Consider the following 15480-nt stretch of genomic DNA (forward strand, 5'->3'; position numbering starts at 1 on the left):
GTTGCCTTAAGGCCCCGGTTCCGGCGCGATGTACTCGTCCGGAGCAGGGCCGCGTACCGGTAGCGCGGCCAGCACCACGGCACCGATGGCCAGCAGCACCGCCGCGAATTCCAGCCAGAATCCCGCGCCGAGGCCCGCACGGACCCCGAGTCCCGGATCGCCGCTCAGCTGGACCGTGCTGATTACGCTGTTGGCGTACACCGCGATGGTGGCCACGGTGCCGGCGAGGAACGCGGCCCCGATCGCGCCGGACAGCACGGCGAGCGACCGGGCTCCGGCGGGGGCGGCCTGTAGGGCGGCGACGAGCGCGAAGATGGCCGCGATGATCAGGAAAGCGCCGGCCACGGCGAGCGGATAGCCGTTCTGCGCGACCCCGGGGACTCGCAGTCCCGAAACCGCGTTGGCCGTCACCGTCCAGCCGCTGATCGTGGTGGTGATGGCGGTGCGCCCGGCGAGGCTCAGCTCGATGTACACCAGGGGCAGGAACGAGCCGACGATGGCGAGCGCCGCCGCCACCGCGCATACCAGCACGCCGAGCAACCGCCTGCCGAACCAGGACGGCGGCGCGGACGGCGGCGGTACGTCCCCGGCTGGGGCCTCCCCCTCGGTCATCCACCGATCCTGGCACGCCGGTACCACCCGGACAACGAGAACGGCCCGCCGGAAACCCGGCGGGCCGTCTTGCCTATGTCAAGTCTTGTCAAGTATCAGGCCACGGTGGCGGTGCCACCGGCAGCCTGCAGCTTCTCCTTGGCGGAGCCGGAGAAGGCATCGGCGGTGACGTCCAGCTTGACGCTGACGTCGCCGTTGCCCAGCACCTTGACGAGCTTGCCCTTGCGGACCAGGCCACGCTCGGCCAGGTCCTCCTTGGACACGGCGCCACCGTCGGCGAACACCCGGGCGATGTCGCCCACGTTCACCGGCTGGTACTCCGTGCGGAACCGGTTCTTGAAGCCACGCAGCTTCGGCAGCCGCATGTGGATGGGCATCTGCCCACCCTCGAAGCCGGCGGGCACGTTCTTGCGGGCCTTGGTGCCCTTGGTGCCGCGACCGGCGGTCTTGCCCTTCGAGCCCTCACCACGGCCGACCCGGATCTTGTCGCGCTTGGCGCCGGGCGCGGGCCGCAGGTGGTGGATCTTGATGGCGGTCATGCCTTGACCTCCTCAACGATCACGAGGTGACGCACCGTGTGGATCAGGCCGCGCAGCTCCGGCGAGTCCTCGCGGACCACGGACTGCCGGATCTTGTGCAGGCCGAGGGTCCGCAGCGACTCACGGTGGTTCCGCTTCGTCCCGATCTTGCTCTTGACCTGGGTGACCTTCAGCTGAGCCATGTCAGACCCCCTGCCCCGCACGCTGGCGCAGCATCCGGGCCGGCGCGACGTCCTCGAGCGGCAGGCCACGGCGGGCCGCCACCTCCTCCGGACGCTGCAGGCCCTTGAGGGCTGCCACGGTCGCGTGCACGATGTTGATCGCGTTGTCGCTGCCGAGCGACTTGGACAGCACGTCGTGCACGCCAGCGCACTCCAGCACCGCGCGCACCGGGCCACCGGCGATGACACCGGTACCGGCGCTGGCCGGGCGCAGCAGCACCACACCGGCGGCGTCCTCACCCTGGATGGGGTGCGGGATGGTGCCGCCGATCCGGGGAACGCGGAAGAAGTTCTTCTTCGCTTCCTCGACGCCCTTGGCGATGGCCGCGGGAACTTCCTTGGCCTTGCCGTAGCCGACGCCGACCTGACCGTCGCCGTCACCGACGACGACCAGCGCGGTGAAGCTGAAGCGACGACCACCCTTGACGACCTTGGCGACGCGGTTGATCGCCACCACGCGCTCGAGGTGCGGGGTCTTGTCCTGGCCGGCCCCGCCACGGCCACTGTCGCGACGGTCCCTGCGGTCCCGGCGGTCGCCGCGGTCATTGCCGCCGCCCTGGCCGCCCGGCCCGCCTTGCCCGCCGCCAAACTGCCGCGTACGTCCCGGCATCAGGCTTTCCTTCCATTCACGTGCTCGTGCATCGGTCTACAACCCCAACCCGCCCTCGCGGGCGGCGTCGGCCAGCGCCGCGATGCGACCGTGGTAGCCGTTGCCACCATGGTCGAACACGGCACTCGTGATGCCCGCGTTCTTGGCACGGGCCGCCAGCAGCTCGCCGACCTTGGCGGCCTTGGCCTTCTTGTCGCCCTCGACGGCGCGCACATCCGGCTCCATCGTCGACGCCGCGGCCAGCGTGTGGCCGGTGAGGTCGTCGATCAGCTGGGCGTAGATGTGCCGCGAGGACCGCTTCACCGACAGCCGAGGCCGCTGCTCGGTGCCGTTGATCTTCTTGCGAAGCCGGAAGTGACGGCGCGCCTTCGCGATGCGGCGCTGGGTCGAGGCATCCCGACCGACCAGCTTCCGCTTCTTGGTTGCAGTGTCGCTCATGATCACTTACCCGTCTTTCCGACCTTGCGACGGATGCGCTCACCCTCGTAGCGCAGCCCCTTGCCCTTGTACGGGTCAGGGCGGCGCAGCTTGCGGATCACCGCGGCCGTCTGGCCGACCTTCTGCTTGTCGATGCCGGACACCGAGAACCGGGTCGGGGTGTCCACCTTGAAGGTGATGCCCTCCGGCGCCTCGATCAGCACCGGGTGGCTGTAGCCGAGGGCGAACTCGAGGTTGCTGCCCTTGGCCTGCACGCGGTAGCCGACGCCGTGGATCTCGAGCTTCTTCTCGTACCCCGCGGTCACACCCACGACCAGGTTGTTCACCAGGGTCCGGGTGAGGCCGTGCAGGGCCTTGTTCTGCCGCTCGTCATTGGGCCGCTTGACCTGCAGCGTGCCGTCCTCGTCGCGCTCGACGGTGATCGGCGCGGCGAGGGTGTGCGACAGGGTGCCCTTGGGTCCCTTGACCGAGATGCTCTGGCCGTCGATGGTCACCTCGACCCCGGAGGGGACGGGAATCGGCAGCTTTCCGATACGTGACATGCCTAAACTCCCTTCCTCACCACACGTAGGCGAGGACTTCCCCGCCCACTCCGTTGCGCTTCGCCTGCCGGTCGGTCTGCAGACCGCCGGACGTCGAGATGATCGCGATGCCGAGGCCGCCGAGCACGCTGGGCAGCTCGGTCGACTTCGCGTACACCCGCAGGCCGGGCTTGGACACCCGGCGCAGGCCCGCGATGCTGCGCTCGCGGTTGCGGCCGTACTTCAGTTCGACGACGAGGTTCTTGTGCTTCTCGCCCGGCTCCGAGCGGTAGCTCGCGATGTAGCCCTCGCGCTTGAGGATGTCCGCGATGTTCTGCTTCAGCTTCGAGTGGGGCAGCACGACCTCGTCGTGGTACGCCGAGTTGGCGTTGCGCAGACGAGTCAAGAAGTCTGCGATCGGGTCGGTCATCGTCATGGTGACCTGTCAACCTTTCTCGCCTGGTTCCCCCGGCCGGGGGCCTGTGGCGAAGTGGGAGCCTGGAAGTTCTTGAATTACCAGCTGGACTTGCTCACGCCCGGCAGTTCGCCCGCGTGCGCCATCTCGCGCAGGCAGAGCCGGCAGATGCCGAACTTGCGGTACACCGCGTGCGGCCGGCCGCAGCGGTTGCAGCGGGTGTAGCCGCGCACCTTGAACTTCGGCTTGCGCGCGGCCTTGGCGATCAGAGCCTTCTTGGCCATGGCTTACGCCTCCTTGAACGGGAAGCCGAGCTTGCGAAGCAGCGCGCGGCCCTCGTCATCGGTGGTAGCGGTGGTGACAACGGTGACGTCCATGCCGCGGGGGCGGTCGATGGCGTCGGGGTCGATCTCGTGGAACATCGACTGCTCGTTGAGACCGAACGTGTAGTTGCCGTTGCCGTCGAACTGCTTGGGCGAAAGCCCGCGGAAGTCACGGATACGCGGCAACGCGATGGACAGCAGCCGGTCCAGGAACTCCCACATCCGGTCCCCGCGCAGCGTGACGCGGGCGCCGATGGGCTGGCCCTCGCGGAGCTTGAACTGCGCGATGGACTTGCGCGCCCGGCGCACCTCGGGCTTCTGGCCGGTGATGGCCGTCAGGTCCTTGATGGCACCGTCGATCAGCTTGCTGTCCCGCGCGGCGTCGCCGACACCCATGTTGACGACGACCTTCACCACGCCCGGGATCAGGTGCACGTTGGGGTAGGAGAACTCTTTCTGGAGCTCCGACTTGATCTGCTCGCGGTAGCGGGTCTTCAACCGCGGCATGGTCTTCTCTGCGGTCGTCATCAGATGTCCTTACCGGTCCGGCGCGAGATGCGAACCTTCTTGCCGTCCTCGCCGACGCGGTAGCCGACGCGGGCCGGCTTGCCGTCGGAGTCGACGACCATCACGTTCGACACGTGGATCGGCGCCTCCTGGGTCACGATGCCGCCGGACTGCGCGCCGCGCTGGGTCTGGGTGATCCGGGTGTGCTTCTTGATCCGGTTCACGCCCTCGACCAGCACCCGCTCGCGGTCCGGGTAGGCCTGGATGACCTTGCCCTTGGCGCCCTTGTCCTTGCCCGAGATGACGACGACCGTGTCGCCTTTCTTGACCTTCATCTTCAGAGCACCTCCGGAGCCAGCGAGATGATCTTCATGAACTTGCGGTCACGCAGCTCACGGCCGACCGGGCCGAAGATGCGGGTCCCGCGCGGCTCGTTGTCGTTCTTGATGAGCACCGCGGCGTTCTCGTCGAACCGGATGTAGGAGCCGTCCGGGCGACGCCGCTCCTTCACCGTGCGCACGATGACGGCCTTGACCACGTCACCCTTCTTCACCCCGGCGGCCGGGATGGCGTCCTTAACGGTGGCGACGATGATGTCGCCGATACCCGCGTAGCGCCGCCCCGAACCACCGAGCACGCGGATGCAGAGGATCTCCTTGGCACCCGTGTTGTCGGCGACTCGTAGTCGCGACTCCTGCTGGATCACGTCAACTCCTGTATGTCTCGCCGGTTCTCACGCTCTTGACGTTGCGCGAGCCTGGCGGAACGGAAGGGACCTGAAAGGGCCCCTGATTACTTGGCCTTCTCCACGATCCGCACGAGCCGCCACCGCTTGGTGGCCGACAGCGGGCGGGTCTCCATGAGCACCACGCGGTCGCCGATGCCGGCGGTGTTCTCCTCGTCGTGCGCCTTCACCTTGCTGGTGGTGCGGACGACCTTCGGATACTTCGGGTGCTTCTTGCGGTCCTCGAGCTCCACCACGATGGTCTTGTCCATCTTGTCGGAGACGACGTAGCCCTCGCGGACCTTGCGGTAGTTGCGACCCGAGTCGCGATTCTGCACCGGCTGCGCCGCGAGCTGTTCGTTCTCGCTCATGCCGCACCTTCCTCGTTCTCACCGTCGGGAGCGACCGACAGGCCCAGCTCCCGCTCACGCATGATCGTGTAGATCCGCGCGATGTCAGTGCGCACGGTGCGCAGCCGACGGTTGTTGTCCAGCTGCCCGGTGGCCATCTGGAAGCGGAGGTTGAACAGCTCCTCCTTGGCCTCCTTCAGGCGCAGCACCAGCTCTTCCTGGGTGAGCTCACGCAGCTCCGACGGAGCGACTCCGGCCTGCGCCATCAGAACTCACCACCTTCACGGGTCACGATGCGGCACTTCATGGGCAGCTTGTGGATCGCACGGCGCAGCGCCTCGCGCGCGGTCGCCTCGTTCGGGAAGCTCATCTCGAACATGACGCGGCCGGGCTTGACGTTGGCGATCCACCATTCCGGCGAACCCTTACCGGAACCCATCCGGGTTTCGGCCGGCTTCTTGGTCAGCGGGCGGTCCGGGAAGATGTTGATCCAGATCTTGCCGCCACGCTTGATGTGCCGGGTCATGGCGATACGAGCGGACTCGATCTGCCGGTTGGTCACGTAAGCGTGTTCAAGCGCCTGAATGCCGAACTCGCCGAAGGTCACCTTCGTGCCGCCGGTGGCGGCGCCGGTGCGCTTCGGGTGGTGCTGCTTGCGGTGCTTGACCTTGCGTGGGACGAGCACGCCTCAGCCCTCCGTCTTCTCGGCCGCGGCCTGCTGCTGCCCCTGCGCGGGGGCCTCGCCGGGCGCGGCCTCACTCTCGTTCTTCGCGGCGGCAGCGGCGGCCCGCCCGGCCTCGGTCGAGGTCGGCGTGGTGCCCGAGGCGCCGGAACGACGCGGACGCGACGGACGGTCGCGGTCGCGGTCACGACGCGGGGCCCGCTCGGCGGCGGCCGCGTTGTCACGCTCGGCCTTGGCCTTGAGGCCACCCACGATGTCGCCCTTGTAGATCCACACCTTCACGCCGATGCGGCCGAACGTCGTACGGGCCTCGAAGAAGCCGTAGTCGATGTCGGCGCGCAGCGTGTGCAGCGGGACCCGGCCGTCGCGATAGTGCTCGGAACGCGACATCTCGGCACCGCCGAGACGTCCACCGCACTGCACGCGAATGCCCTTGACCTGCGGCGAGCGCATCGAGGTCTGGATCGCCTTGCGCATCGCGCGACGGAACGCCACGCGGTTGGACAGCTGCTCCGCGACACCCTGCGCGACGAGCTGGGCGTCGGACTCGGGGTTCTTCACCTCGAGGATGTTCAGCTGCACCTGCTTCTTCGTCAGCTTCTCCAGCGCGCCACGGATCCGGTCGGCCTCCGCGCCGCGGCGGCCGATGACGATGCCCGGCCGGGCGGTGTGGATGTCGACGCGGACGCGGTCACGGGTGCGCTCGATCTCGACCTTGGAGATCCCGGCGCGCTCCATCCCGGTGGAGAGCAGCTTGCGGATCTTGACGTCCTCGGCCACGTACTCCGCGTACTGCTTGTCGGCGTACCAGCGGGACTTCCAGTCCGTGGTGATCCCGAGCCGGAAGCCGTGCGGGTTGATCTTCTGGCCCACTACCGGCCACCCTTCCTCTTACCGCTCTTCTTGGCCTCAGGACGGGACTCGACCTCGACCGTGATGTGGCTCGTGCGCTTGCGGATCCGGTACGCGCGCCCCTGGGCACGCGGGCGGATGCGCTTGAGCGTCGGGCCCTCGTCCGCGTAGGCGTTCTTCACCCACAGCGTCTCCGGGTCCAGGTCCAGGTTGTTCTCCGCGTTGGCCATGGCGCTCTGCAGCACCTTCGCCACCGGCTGGCTCGCCGCGAACGGGGCGAACCGCAGGATGGCGAGGGCCTCCTGGGCGTTCTTGCCCTTGATCAGCTCGATCACCCGGCGCACCTTCATGGGCGAGTCCCGGACGAAGCGAGCCCGCGCATAGGCCGCGGGAAGCTCCTCGGCCTCTGCGTTGTGTGGGGCACTCATTCGTTAGTTCCTCTTCTCGGTGCGCTCGTCAGCGGCGGCGCGACTTGCGGTCGTCCTTGATGTGGCCCTTGAAGGTCCGCGTCGGGGCGAACTCGCCCAGCTTGTGACCCACCATCGCCTCGGTGACGAACACCGGGACGTGCTTGCGGCCGTCGTGCACGGCGATCGTGTGCCCGAGCATGTCGGGGATGATCGTGGACCGGCGGGACCACGTCTTGATCACCGTCTTCTTGTTCGACTCGTTGAGCGCGTCCACCTTCTTGAGCAGGTGGTCGTCCACGAACGGGCCCTTCTTGAGGCTGCGCGGCATGTTCTTCTACCTCCCTGCTCAGCGCTTCTTGCCGGTACGCCGGCGGCGGACGATCAGTTGGTCGGACGGCTTGCGGCGACGGGTACGACCCTCGGGCTTGCCGTTCGGGTTGACGGGGTGACGACCACCGGACGTCTTGCCCTCACCACCACCGTGCGGGTGATCGACCGGGTTCATCACGACACCACGGACGGTCGGGCGCTTGCCACGCCAGCGGTTACGGCCCGCCTTGCCCCAGTTGATGTTCTGGTGCTCGGAGTTGCCGACCTCGCCGACCGTCGCGCGGTTGCGCACGTCCACGTTGCGGATTTCGCCCGAAGGCAGCCGCAGCTGGGCGTACGGCCCGTCCTTGGCGACGAGCTGCACCTTGGCACCCGCCGAACGCGCCATCTTCGCGCCGCCGCCGGGGCGGAGCTCGATCGCGTGCACCACGGTGCCGACCGGGATGTTGCGCAGCGGCAGGTTGTTGCCGGGCTTGATGTCGGCGCGCGGGCCTGCTTCGACCTTGTCGCCCTGCTTCAGGTTGTTCGGCGCGATGATGTAGCGCTTCTCGCCGTCCGCATAGTGCAGCAGTGCGATCCGGGCGGACCGGTTCGGGTCGTACTCGATGTGCGCGACCTTGGCCGGGACGCCGTCCTTGTCGTGCCGCCGGAAGTCGATGACCCGGTACGCCCGCTTGTGCCCGCCACCCTTGTGCCGGGTGGTGATCTTGCCGGACGAGTTGCGGCCGCCGGTCTTGCTCAGCGGGCGCAGCAGCGACTTCTCCGGCGTCGACCGGGTGATCTCGGCGAAGTCCGATACGGACGACCCGCGGCGACCGGGGGTGGTCGGCTTGTACTTGCGAATACCCATTGTCAGCTCAGTCCCTTACGCGGCGGGTCCGCCGAAGATCTCGATCGGCTTGCTCTCGGCGGACAGCGTCACGATGGCGCGCTTGGTGTCCTTGCGCTTGCCAACGCCATAGCGGCTCCGCTTGCGCTTGCCCGGCCGGTTCAGCGTGTTCACGCTGACCACCTTGACCCCGAAGACCTGCTCGACGGCGATCTTGATCTGGGTCTTGTTGGCGTCCGGGCGCACGATGAACGTGTACTTGTGGTCCTCGAGCAGTCCGTAGGACTTCTCGGAGATCACCGGCGCGAGCAGGATGTCACGCGGGTCGGGGATCGCCACGCTGCTCACTGGTCACTCCCTTCCAGCTCGCTGGACGTGGCCGAGGCCTTCACGCTCTTGCCCTTGACCGGGCCGGCGACGAAGACGTCGTATGCCGCCTTGGTGAACACCAAGTCGTCGTTGACCAGCACGTCGTAGGTGTTGAGCTGGTCGGGGTGGATCAGGTGCACGTGGGTGAGGTTCCGCGCGGACAACCACGCCAGCTCCTCGTCCCGGCTCAGCACGACCAGCACCCGCGTCGCCTGCGTCAGCGCGGCGAGGGTGGCCTTGGCGTCCTTCGTGGACGGCTTCTCACCGGTGACCAGCTCGGTCACGACGTGCAGCTGGCCGGCGCGCGCCCGGTCCGAGAGGGCGCCACGCAGGGCGGCGGCCTTCATCTTCTTCGGGGTGCGCTGGGTGTAGTCGCGCGGCGTGGGGCCGTGCACGACGCCACCGCCGGTGAACTGCGGCGCCCGGGTCGAACCCTGGCGGGCGCGGCCGGTGCCCTTCTGACGGTACGGCTTCTTGCCGCCACCGGAGACCTCACCACGGGTCTTGGTGTCGTGCGTGCCCTGGCGGGCGGCGGCCAGCTGGCCCACCACGACCTGGTGCATCAGCGGCACGTTGGCCTGCACGTCGAAGATCTCCGCGGGGAGCTCGACGGTGCCCTCGGCGCTGCCGGCCGGGGTCTTCAGCTCGACAGCCAGCCTCGCGGCTTGAGCGGACGTTTCAGTCATGCGGTCGCACCACCCTTCGCGGCGGTCCGGATGAACACCACGGTGCCGTTCGGGCCGGGAACCGCGCCCTTGATCAACAGCAGCCCGTCCTCGGCGCGCACGCCCTGCACGGTCAGGCCCTGCGTGGTGACCTTCACGTGGCCCATGCGGCCGGCCATCCGGACACCCTTGAACACGCGGCCCGGGGTGGCGCAGCCACCGATCGAGCCGGGCTTGCGGTGCACGGCCTGCGCACCGTGGCTGGCGCCCTGGCCCTTGAAGCCGTGACGCTTCATGACACCGGCGTAGCCCTTGCCCTTGCTGGTGCCGGTGACGTCGACACGCGAGCCGGCGGGGAACACCTCGGCGGTGATCTCCTGGCCGACCTCGTAGCTGCCGGCGTCGGTCGTGCGCAGCTCCGCCAGATGGCGGCGCGGGGTCACGCCGGCCTTGTCGAAGTGCCCGGTGCGCGGCTTGTTGACCTTGCGCGGGTCGATGGCGCCGAACGCCAGCTGGACGGCTTCGTAGCCGTCGTTGTCCTTGGTGCGCACCTGGGTGACGACATTCGGCCCGGCCTGCACGACGGTCACCGGGATGATCCGGTTGTCCTCGCCGAAGACCTGGGTCATGCCGAGCTTGGTGCCCAGGATGCCCTTCACTTCCCTGTCAGACATGAGTCTCTTATCTCCGCCGCTCGCCCAACGCTTACTGGATGTTGACGTCGACGCTCGCCGGCAGATCGATGCGCATCAGCGCGTCGACCGTCTTCGGCGTCGGGTCGAGGATGTCGATCAGACGCTTGTGCGTGCGCATCTCGAAGTGCTCGCGCGAGTCCTTGTACTTGTGCGGCGAGCGGATGACGCAGTAAACGTTCTTCTCGGTGGGCAGCGGCACAGGTCCGACGACCGAGGCACCCGTGCGCGTCACCGTCTCCACGATCTTGCGCGCGCTGGCGTCGATCGCCTCGTGGTCATAGGCCTTGAGCCTGATGCGGATCTTCTGTCCCGCCATGGTTGCAGCTCGTCCTTACCGTCTTGTGCCGCTATTTCCGCACGTCAACTGGGTTTCACCCGGTCCACGCGGTCGGGCGTGTCGCGCCCGACACGCAGACTGATCCCGCTGGAGGATCGTTGTCGTGCCGGTTGGTCTGGTTTCCGCCGGGGTTTCGTTCACACTGACCACCGGCCCAGGCCACTCGCGCGAGGGCGGCCGAATCTGCAAGGAGAATCGGCCGCCCTGCGACGAGCAACCTGAATAGTGTCGCACACGCTCTTTCGCAACCCAGCCCCGGGGTGCTATAAGCGCCTCCGGGGCTGGGTGGAAATCACTTGGCGATCTTCGTAACCTGGCCCGCGCCGACGGTCCGGCCACCCTCACGGATGGCGAACCGCAGACCCTCGTCCATGGCGACCGGCTGGATCAGGGCGACCTTGATCTCCGTGTTGTCGCCGGGCATGACCATCTCGGTGCCCTCGGGGAGGGTCACCACGCCGGTCACGTCCGTGGTACGGAAGTAGAACTGCGGGCGGTAGTTGTTGAAGAACGGCGTGTGCCGGCCACCCTCGTCCTTGGACAGGATGTAGACCGAGCCCTCGAACTCCGTGTGCGGAGTGGTGGTGCCGGGCTTCACGACGACCTGGCCGCGCTCGACGTCCTCACGCTTGATGCCACGCAGCAGCAGACCGACGTTGTCACCGGCCTGGCCCGAGTCGAGCAGCTTGCGGAACATCTCGACACCGGTGACAGTCGTCTTCTGCGACTTCTCCTTGATGCCGACGATCTCGACCTCTTCGTTGACGTTGACCTGGCCGCGCTCCACACGACCGGTCACGACGGTGCCGCGGCCGGTGATCGTGAAGACGTCCTCGATCGGCATCAGGAACGGGCGGTCGAGGTCACGCACCGGGTCCGGCACGTTGTCGTCCACGGCCTGCATGAGCTCCAGCACCGACTCGGCCCACTTGGCGTCGCCCTCGAGAGCCTTGAGGCCCGAGACCTTGACCACGGGGGCGTCGTCGCCGGGGAATTCCTGCGAGGACAGCAGCTCACGGACCTCGAGCTCGACGAGCTCCAGGATCTCCTCGTCGTCGACCATGTCGGCCTTGTTCAGGGCCACGACGATGTAGGGCACCCCGACCTGACGGGCGAGCAGCACGTGCTCGCGGGTCTGCGGCATCGGGCCGTCGGTCGCGGCGACCACCAGGATCGCGCCGTCCATCTGGGCGGCACCGGTGATCATGTTCTTGATGTAGTCCGCGTGACCGGGGGCGTCCACGTGTGCGTAGTGACGCTTCTCGGTCTGGTACTCGACGTGCGAGATGTTGATCGTGATACCGCGCTGCTTCTCCTCCGGCGCGTTGTCGATCTGGTCGAACGCGCGGGACTCGTTGAGCTCCGGGTACTTGTCGTGCAGAACCTTGGTGATCGCCGCGGTCAGAGTGGTCTTCCCGTGGTCGACGTGACCAATGGTTCCGATGTTGACGTGCGGCTTATTCCGCTCGAACTTCGCCTTCGCCACTGGAATGTCCTCCTGGACTGTTGCTTGCTCACCGGCCGACGTGGCAGTCGGACAGCGACTCGTACTGGTCGGTTGTGCGGACCTTAGGGGAGGCCCCTTTCGCGCCCGCGTTGGGTGCTACGGGATTACTCCCCCGTCGCCTTCGCGATGATCTCCTTCGCGACGTTCGCCGGAACCTCGGCGTAGGAGTCGAACGTCATGGAGTAGTTCGCACGACCCTGGGTGCGAGACCGCAGGTCGCCCACGTACCCGAACATCTCCGAGAGCGGAACCAGTGCCTTCACGACACGGGTGCCCGCCCGCTCCTCCATGGCCTGGATCTGACCACGGCGGGAGTTGAGGTCACCGATCACATCGCCCATGTAGTCCTCGGGCGTGGTCACCTCGACCGCCATCATCGGCTCCAGCAGTGCCGGACTGGCCTTCTTCGCGGCTTCCTTGAGCGCCATCGAACCGGCGATCTTGAATGCCATCTCCGAAGAGTCGACCTCGTGGTAGGCACCGTCCAACAGGGTCACCTTCAACCCGACGAGCGGGTAGCCGGCGAGCACGCCGTACTGCATGGCGTCCTGCGCGCCCGCGTCCACCGAAGGGATGTACTCCCGGGGGATGCGGCCACCGGTGACCTTGTTGTCGAACTCGTAGAGCGCACCGTCTGTCGTCGCCAAGGGCTCCAGCTTGATGATCACCTTGGCGAACTGGCCGGAACCACCGGTCTGCTTCTTGTGCACGTAGTCGAGCTTGTCGACCGTCTTGCGGATCGTCTCGCGGTAGGCGACCTGGGGCTTACCGATGTTCGCCTCGACCTTGTAGTCGGACTTCATCCGGTTCACCAGCACCTCGAGGTGCAGCTCGCCCATGCCCGCGATGATCGTCTGCCCGGTCTCCTCGTCCTGGTTGACCTGGAACGTCGGGTCTTCCTCGGCCAGCTTCTGGATGGCCAGGGACAGCTTCTCCTGGTCGGCCTTGGTCTTCGGCTCGATGGCGACCCGGATGACCGGCTCGGGGAAGGTCATCGACTCGAGCACGATGGGGTGCTGCGGATCGGACAAGGTGTCGCCCGTGGTGGTGTCCTTCAGCCCGATCACCGCGTAGATGTGACCGGCCTGGGCGTCGTCCATCGGGTTTTCCTTGTTGGAGTGCATCTGGAAGATCTTCCCGATGCGCTCCTTGCGGTCCTTGGTCGAGTTGATGACCTGGGCACCGGAGGCGACCTTGCCCGAGTAGACCCGGATGTAGGTCAGCTTGCCGAAGAACGGGTGCGCCGCGATCTTGAACGCCAGCGCCGAGAACGGCTCCTCGGTCGACGCCGTGCGCGAAGCCGGGGTCTCGCCGTCGGGCAGCGTGCCCTCGACGGCGGGGACGTCCAGCGGCGACGGCAGGTAGTCGATCACCGCGTCGAGCATGGGCTGCACGCCCTTGTTCTTGAACGCGGAACCGGCCAGCACCGGGAACGCCTCGCGGGTGACGACGAGGTGCCGGATGCCCGACTTGATCTCGTCCTCGGTCAGCTCCTCGCCCTCGAGGAACTTCTCCATCAGCGAGTCGTCGGTCTCGGCGACGGCCTCGACGAGCTTCTCGCGATACTCCACGGCCCGCTCGGCCAGGTCGGCCGGGATGTCCTCGACGGTGTAGTCCTCGCCCTTCTTGACCTCACCGCGCCAGACCAGGGCCTTCATCCGGACCAGGTCGATGACGCCCTCGAAGTCGTTCTCCGCGCCGATCGGCAGCTGAATGGGCAGCGGCCGGACGCCGAGGCGGTCCTCGATGGTCTTCACGGTGTAGTAGAAGTCCGCACCCAGCTTGTCCATCTTGTTGACGAAGCAGATGCGCGGGACGTCGTACTTGTCGGCCTGGCGCCAGACCTGCTCGGACTGGGGCTCGACGCCCTCCTTGCCGTCGAACACCGCGACGGCACCGTCGAGCACGCGCAGGTTGCGCTCCACCTCGACGGTGAAGTCCACGTGACCCGGCGTGTCGATGAGGTTGATCTGGTAGTCGCCCCAGAAGGTGGTGGTGGCAGCCGAGGTGATGGTGATACCCCGCTTCTGCTCCTCCTCCATCCAGTCCATCGTCGCGGCGCCGTCGTGCACCTCGCCGATCTTGTAGTTGATCCCGGTGTAGAACAGGATCCGCTCGGTCGTCGTGGTCTTACCGGCGTCGATGTGCGCCATGATGCCGATGTTGCGGACCATGTTCAGGTCGGTCAGCACTTCGCGTGCCACTGCACTGTTCCCCTGTCTAGAAGAAGCGTGGGGCCCGGCCAGGCTCATATCGTCAGCCGGGCGGCGATCACCAACGGTAGTGAGCGAACGCCTTGTTCGATTCGGCCATCTTGTGGGTGTCCTCGCGGCGCTTCACGCTGGCCCCGAGGCCGTTGCTCGCATCGAGCAGCTCGTTCTGCAGACGCTCGATCATGGTCTTCTCGCGGCGAGCCTGCGAGAAGGAAACCAGCCAGCGCAGCGCGAGGGTGGTCGAGCGGCCGGGCTTGACCTCGATCGGCACCTGGTAGGTGGCGCCACCGACGCGGCGGCTCTTCACCTCGATGGCGGGCTTCACGTTGTCCAGCGCACGCTTGAGCGTGACGACCGGGTCGGTGCCCGTCTTCTCCCTGGCACCCTCGAGCGCGCCGTAGACGATGCGCTCGGCCAGGGACCGCTTGCCGTCCTTCAGCACCTTGTTCACCAGCTGGGTGACCAGCGGCGAGGCGTAGACGGGGTCGGAGATCAGTGGCCGCTTCGGGGCCGGACCCTTGCGGGGCATTAGCTCTTCTCCTTCTTCGCGCCGTACCGGCTGCGCGCCTGCTTGCGGTTCTTGACGCCCTGGGTGTCGAGGGAACCGCGGATGATCTTGTAGCGAACGCCGGGGAGATCCTTCACGCGACCACCACGCACGAGCACCATCGAGTGCTCCTGCAGGTTGTGGCCCTCGCCCGGGATGTAGGCGGTGACCTCGATGCCGCTGGTCAGCTTCACACGCGCGACCTTGCGCAGCGCCGAGTTCGGCTTCTTGGGGGTGGTGGTGTACACGCGAGTGCACACGCCACGCCGCTGCGGGCTCCCCTTGAGCGCCGCGGTCTTCTGCTTGGCAGCCTTGTCCTGGCGGCCCTTGCGGACCAGCTGCTGGATCGTGGGCAATGGACCAGCTTTCTGTCGCGTACTGCTTTGTTCGGTCTTCGGTCCCCGGCCCCCGAGGTCGGGCGTGTCGGCCCGCGTCTAGGCCTTACGGCCAGTAACGTTTCCCTCGGATTTCCGCGGAGCTCCGCTGCGCCGGAACGGCCGGTGAGATGCACAGGCACCACACGCGAGCCGGGATGGCGCGCAGAGCGGCCCGGCATGTGCCGGGCACAGTCGTCAAAGATACCCGCCCGTTTTGGGGCCTACCACATCGGGGGTGGGTTTGGGCACGACAACGCGCACCGGGCTGTTTGACTATCCAGCTTAGCGGATTTTCACGCCCGAATCCGGTCGCTTCCGGTTCCGGGTAGATACCGCCGATTTGTGAAACGCACGGCCCGCCTCGTTCATTCCACCCCCCGGATGAGTGACCGCGATCGGGTATTTCA

General features: G+C 67.2%; 26 protein-coding genes. All 26 read right to left on the minus strand.

The window, feature by feature from the left end:
• Positions 1-6: 6 nt before the first annotated feature.
• Positions 7-612: a hypothetical protein gene (locus LOZ83_RS07320; protein ID WP_236789489.1), complete on the minus strand. Its 606-nt coding sequence runs from the start codon at positions 610-612 to the stop codon at positions 7-9.
• 95 nt (positions 613-707) lie between these two features.
• Complete coding sequence (gene rplO / locus LOZ83_RS07325; protein ID WP_236789490.1) at positions 708-1151, minus strand: 50S ribosomal protein L15; 444 nt, start codon at positions 1149-1151, stop codon at positions 708-710.
• Positions 1148-1333, minus strand: coding sequence for a 50S ribosomal protein L30 (rpmD, locus tag LOZ83_RS07330; protein ID WP_236789491.1), 186 nt, complete (start codon positions 1331-1333; stop codon positions 1148-1150). The genes rplO and rpmD overlap by 4 nt, the downstream gene beginning before the upstream one ends.
• Position 1334: 1 nt before the next feature.
• Positions 1335-1982: a 30S ribosomal protein S5 gene (rpsE, locus tag LOZ83_RS07335; RefSeq protein WP_236789492.1), complete on the minus strand. Its 648-nt coding sequence runs from the start codon at positions 1980-1982 to the stop codon at positions 1335-1337.
• 36 nt (positions 1983-2018) lie between these two features.
• Positions 2019-2420 carry a 50S ribosomal protein L18 gene (gene rplR / locus LOZ83_RS07340; RefSeq protein ID WP_236789493.1) on the minus strand — a complete coding sequence of 134 codons (402 nt, stop codon included), beginning with the start codon at positions 2418-2420 and terminating at the stop codon, positions 2019-2021.
• A gap of 2 nt (positions 2421-2422) precedes the next feature.
• Entirely contained in the window at positions 2423-2962 is a 540-nt protein-coding gene (gene rplF, locus LOZ83_RS07345; RefSeq protein ID WP_236789494.1) for a 50S ribosomal protein L6, read from the minus strand.
• Positions 2963-2978: 16 nt separating this feature from the next.
• Positions 2979-3377, minus strand: coding sequence for a 30S ribosomal protein S8 (rpsH, locus tag LOZ83_RS07350; protein ID WP_236789495.1), 399 nt, complete (start codon positions 3375-3377; stop codon positions 2979-2981).
• A gap of 77 nt (positions 3378-3454) precedes the next feature.
• Positions 3455-3640, minus strand: coding sequence for a type Z 30S ribosomal protein S14 (locus LOZ83_RS07355; protein ID WP_236789496.1), 186 nt, complete (start codon positions 3638-3640; stop codon positions 3455-3457).
• Between the two features lie 3 nt (positions 3641-3643).
• Complete coding sequence (gene rplE, locus LOZ83_RS07360) at positions 3644-4207, minus strand: 50S ribosomal protein L5 (protein WP_236789497.1); 564 nt, start codon at positions 4205-4207, stop codon at positions 3644-3646.
• Entirely contained in the window at positions 4207-4521 is a 315-nt protein-coding gene (rplX, locus tag LOZ83_RS07365; RefSeq protein ID WP_236789498.1) for a 50S ribosomal protein L24, read from the minus strand. Before rplX ends, rplE begins: the two co-directional genes overlap by 1 nt.
• Positions 4522-4523: 2 nt before the next feature.
• Positions 4524-4892 carry a 50S ribosomal protein L14 gene (gene rplN, locus LOZ83_RS07370; RefSeq protein WP_004558867.1) on the minus strand — a complete coding sequence of 123 codons (369 nt, stop codon included), beginning with the start codon at positions 4890-4892 and terminating at the stop codon, positions 4524-4526.
• A gap of 86 nt (positions 4893-4978) precedes the next feature.
• Positions 4979-5281 carry a 30S ribosomal protein S17 gene (gene rpsQ / locus LOZ83_RS07375; RefSeq protein ID WP_236789499.1) on the minus strand — a complete coding sequence of 101 codons (303 nt, stop codon included), beginning with the start codon at positions 5279-5281 and terminating at the stop codon, positions 4979-4981.
• The gene (gene rpmC / locus LOZ83_RS07380) at positions 5278-5526 is read right to left on the minus strand and encodes a 50S ribosomal protein L29 (RefSeq protein WP_236789500.1); all 249 of its coding nucleotides are present in this window, start codon (positions 5524-5526) and stop codon (positions 5278-5280) included. Before rpmC ends, rpsQ begins: the two co-directional genes overlap by 4 nt.
• Entirely contained in the window at positions 5526-5945 is a 420-nt protein-coding gene (gene rplP, locus LOZ83_RS07385; RefSeq protein ID WP_236789501.1) for a 50S ribosomal protein L16, read from the minus strand. Before rplP ends, rpmC begins: the two co-directional genes overlap by 1 nt.
• A gap of 3 nt (positions 5946-5948) precedes the next feature.
• On the minus strand, positions 5949-6815 hold the full coding sequence (gene rpsC / locus LOZ83_RS07390) for a 30S ribosomal protein S3 (protein WP_236789502.1): 867 nt from the start codon (positions 6813-6815) through the stop codon (positions 5949-5951).
• Entirely contained in the window at positions 6815-7222 is a 408-nt protein-coding gene (gene rplV / locus LOZ83_RS07395) for a 50S ribosomal protein L22 (RefSeq protein ID WP_236789503.1), read from the minus strand. The genes rpsC and rplV overlap by 1 nt, the downstream gene beginning before the upstream one ends.
• Before the next feature lie 28 nt (positions 7223-7250).
• On the minus strand, positions 7251-7532 hold the full coding sequence (gene rpsS / locus LOZ83_RS07400; protein ID WP_236789504.1) for a 30S ribosomal protein S19: 282 nt from the start codon (positions 7530-7532) through the stop codon (positions 7251-7253).
• Between the two features lie 18 nt (positions 7533-7550).
• Positions 7551-8384 (minus strand): 50S ribosomal protein L2, encoded by an 834-nt coding sequence (gene rplB, locus LOZ83_RS07405; RefSeq protein ID WP_236789505.1) that lies wholly within the window; start codon positions 8382-8384, stop codon positions 7551-7553.
• Between the two features lie 15 nt (positions 8385-8399).
• A complete protein-coding gene (gene rplW, locus LOZ83_RS07410; protein WP_236789506.1) occupies positions 8400-8711 on the minus strand; it encodes a 50S ribosomal protein L23 in 312 nt (103 codons plus the stop codon).
• Complete coding sequence (gene rplD / locus LOZ83_RS07415; protein WP_236789507.1) at positions 8708-9418, minus strand: 50S ribosomal protein L4; 711 nt, start codon at positions 9416-9418, stop codon at positions 8708-8710. The genes rplW and rplD overlap by 4 nt, the downstream gene beginning before the upstream one ends.
• Complete coding sequence (gene rplC, locus LOZ83_RS07420; RefSeq protein WP_236789508.1) at positions 9415-10071, minus strand: 50S ribosomal protein L3; 657 nt, start codon at positions 10069-10071, stop codon at positions 9415-9417. The genes rplD and rplC overlap by 4 nt, the downstream gene beginning before the upstream one ends.
• 31 nt (positions 10072-10102) lie before the next feature.
• Positions 10103-10408, minus strand: a complete 306-nt coding sequence (rpsJ, locus tag LOZ83_RS07425; RefSeq protein ID WP_003883485.1) for a 30S ribosomal protein S10 — start codon at positions 10406-10408, stop codon at positions 10103-10105.
• Between the two features lie 313 nt (positions 10409-10721).
• Positions 10722-11915, minus strand: a complete 1194-nt coding sequence (gene tuf, locus LOZ83_RS07430; protein ID WP_236789509.1) for an elongation factor Tu — start codon at positions 11913-11915, stop codon at positions 10722-10724.
• A gap of 125 nt (positions 11916-12040) precedes the next feature.
• Positions 12041-14140: an elongation factor G gene (fusA, locus tag LOZ83_RS07435; protein WP_236789510.1), complete on the minus strand. Its 2100-nt coding sequence runs from the start codon at positions 14138-14140 to the stop codon at positions 12041-12043.
• A gap of 67 nt (positions 14141-14207) precedes the next feature.
• Complete coding sequence (gene rpsG, locus LOZ83_RS07440) at positions 14208-14678, minus strand: 30S ribosomal protein S7 (protein ID WP_144643238.1); 471 nt, start codon at positions 14676-14678, stop codon at positions 14208-14210.
• Positions 14678-15052, minus strand: a complete 375-nt coding sequence (rpsL, locus tag LOZ83_RS07445) for a 30S ribosomal protein S12 (protein ID WP_003102113.1) — start codon at positions 15050-15052, stop codon at positions 14678-14680. Before rpsL ends, rpsG begins: the two co-directional genes overlap by 1 nt.
• Positions 15053-15480 lie beyond the last annotated feature (428 nt).

The sequence above is a fragment of the Amycolatopsis sp. GM8 genome (genome assembly GCF_021653975.1).
Classification (GTDB): domain Bacteria; phylum Actinomycetota; class Actinomycetes; order Mycobacteriales; family Pseudonocardiaceae; genus Amycolatopsis_E.

Excerpts from the sequence above, each read along its gene's own strand:
- rpsG (WP_144643238.1), bottom strand. The coding sequence starts at position 14,678 with ATGCCCCGCAAGGGTCCGGCCCCGAAGCGGCCACTGATCTCCGACCCC.
- rplF (WP_236789494.1), bottom strand. The coding sequence starts at position 2,962 with ATGTCACGTATCGGAAAGCTGCCGATTCCCGTCCCCTCCGGGGTCGAG.
- rplR (WP_236789493.1), bottom strand. The coding sequence starts at position 2,420 with ATGAGCGACACTGCAACCAAGAAGCGGAAGCTGGTCGGTCGGGATGCC.
- rpsJ (WP_003883485.1), bottom strand. The coding sequence starts at position 10,408 with ATGGCGGGACAGAAGATCCGCATCAGGCTCAAGGCCTATGACCACGAG.
- rpmD (WP_236789491.1), bottom strand. The coding sequence starts at position 1,333 with ATGGCTCAGCTGAAGGTCACCCAGGTCAAGAGCAAGATCGGGACGAAG.
- rpsQ (WP_236789499.1), bottom strand. The coding sequence starts at position 5,281 with ATGAGCGAGAACGAACAGCTCGCGGCGCAGCCGGTGCAGAATCGCGAC.
- rpsE (WP_236789492.1), bottom strand. The coding sequence starts at position 1,982 with ATGCCGGGACGTACGCGGCAGTTTGGCGGCGGGCAAGGCGGGCCGGGC.
- rplB (WP_236789505.1), bottom strand. The coding sequence starts at position 8,384 with ATGGGTATTCGCAAGTACAAGCCGACCACCCCCGGTCGCCGCGGGTCG.
- rplX (WP_236789498.1), bottom strand. The coding sequence starts at position 4,521 with ATGAAGGTCAAGAAAGGCGACACGGTCGTCGTCATCTCGGGCAAGGAC.
- LOZ83_RS07355 (WP_236789496.1), bottom strand. The coding sequence starts at position 3,640 with ATGGCCAAGAAGGCTCTGATCGCCAAGGCCGCGCGCAAGCCGAAGTTC.
- rplE (WP_236789497.1), bottom strand. The coding sequence starts at position 4,207 with ATGACGACCGCAGAGAAGACCATGCCGCGGTTGAAGACCCGCTACCGC.
- rpmC (WP_236789500.1), bottom strand. The coding sequence starts at position 5,526 with ATGGCGCAGGCCGGAGTCGCTCCGTCGGAGCTGCGTGAGCTCACCCAG.
- rplV (WP_236789503.1), bottom strand. The coding sequence starts at position 7,222 with ATGAGTGCCCCACACAACGCAGAGGCCGAGGAGCTTCCCGCGGCCTAT.
- rpsS (WP_236789504.1), bottom strand. The coding sequence starts at position 7,532 with ATGCCGCGCAGCCTCAAGAAGGGCCCGTTCGTGGACGACCACCTGCTC.
- LOZ83_RS07320 (WP_236789489.1), bottom strand. The coding sequence starts at position 612 with ATGACCGAGGGGGAGGCCCCAGCCGGGGACGTACCGCCGCCGTCCGCG.
- rplD (WP_236789507.1), bottom strand. The coding sequence starts at position 9,418 with ATGACTGAAACGTCCGCTCAAGCCGCGAGGCTGGCTGTCGAGCTGAAG.
- rplO (WP_236789490.1), bottom strand. The coding sequence starts at position 1,151 with ATGACCGCCATCAAGATCCACCACCTGCGGCCCGCGCCCGGCGCCAAG.
- rplC (WP_236789508.1), bottom strand. The coding sequence starts at position 10,071 with ATGTCTGACAGGGAAGTGAAGGGCATCCTGGGCACCAAGCTCGGCATG.
- rpsH (WP_236789495.1), bottom strand. The coding sequence starts at position 3,377 with ATGACGATGACCGACCCGATCGCAGACTTCTTGACTCGTCTGCGCAAC.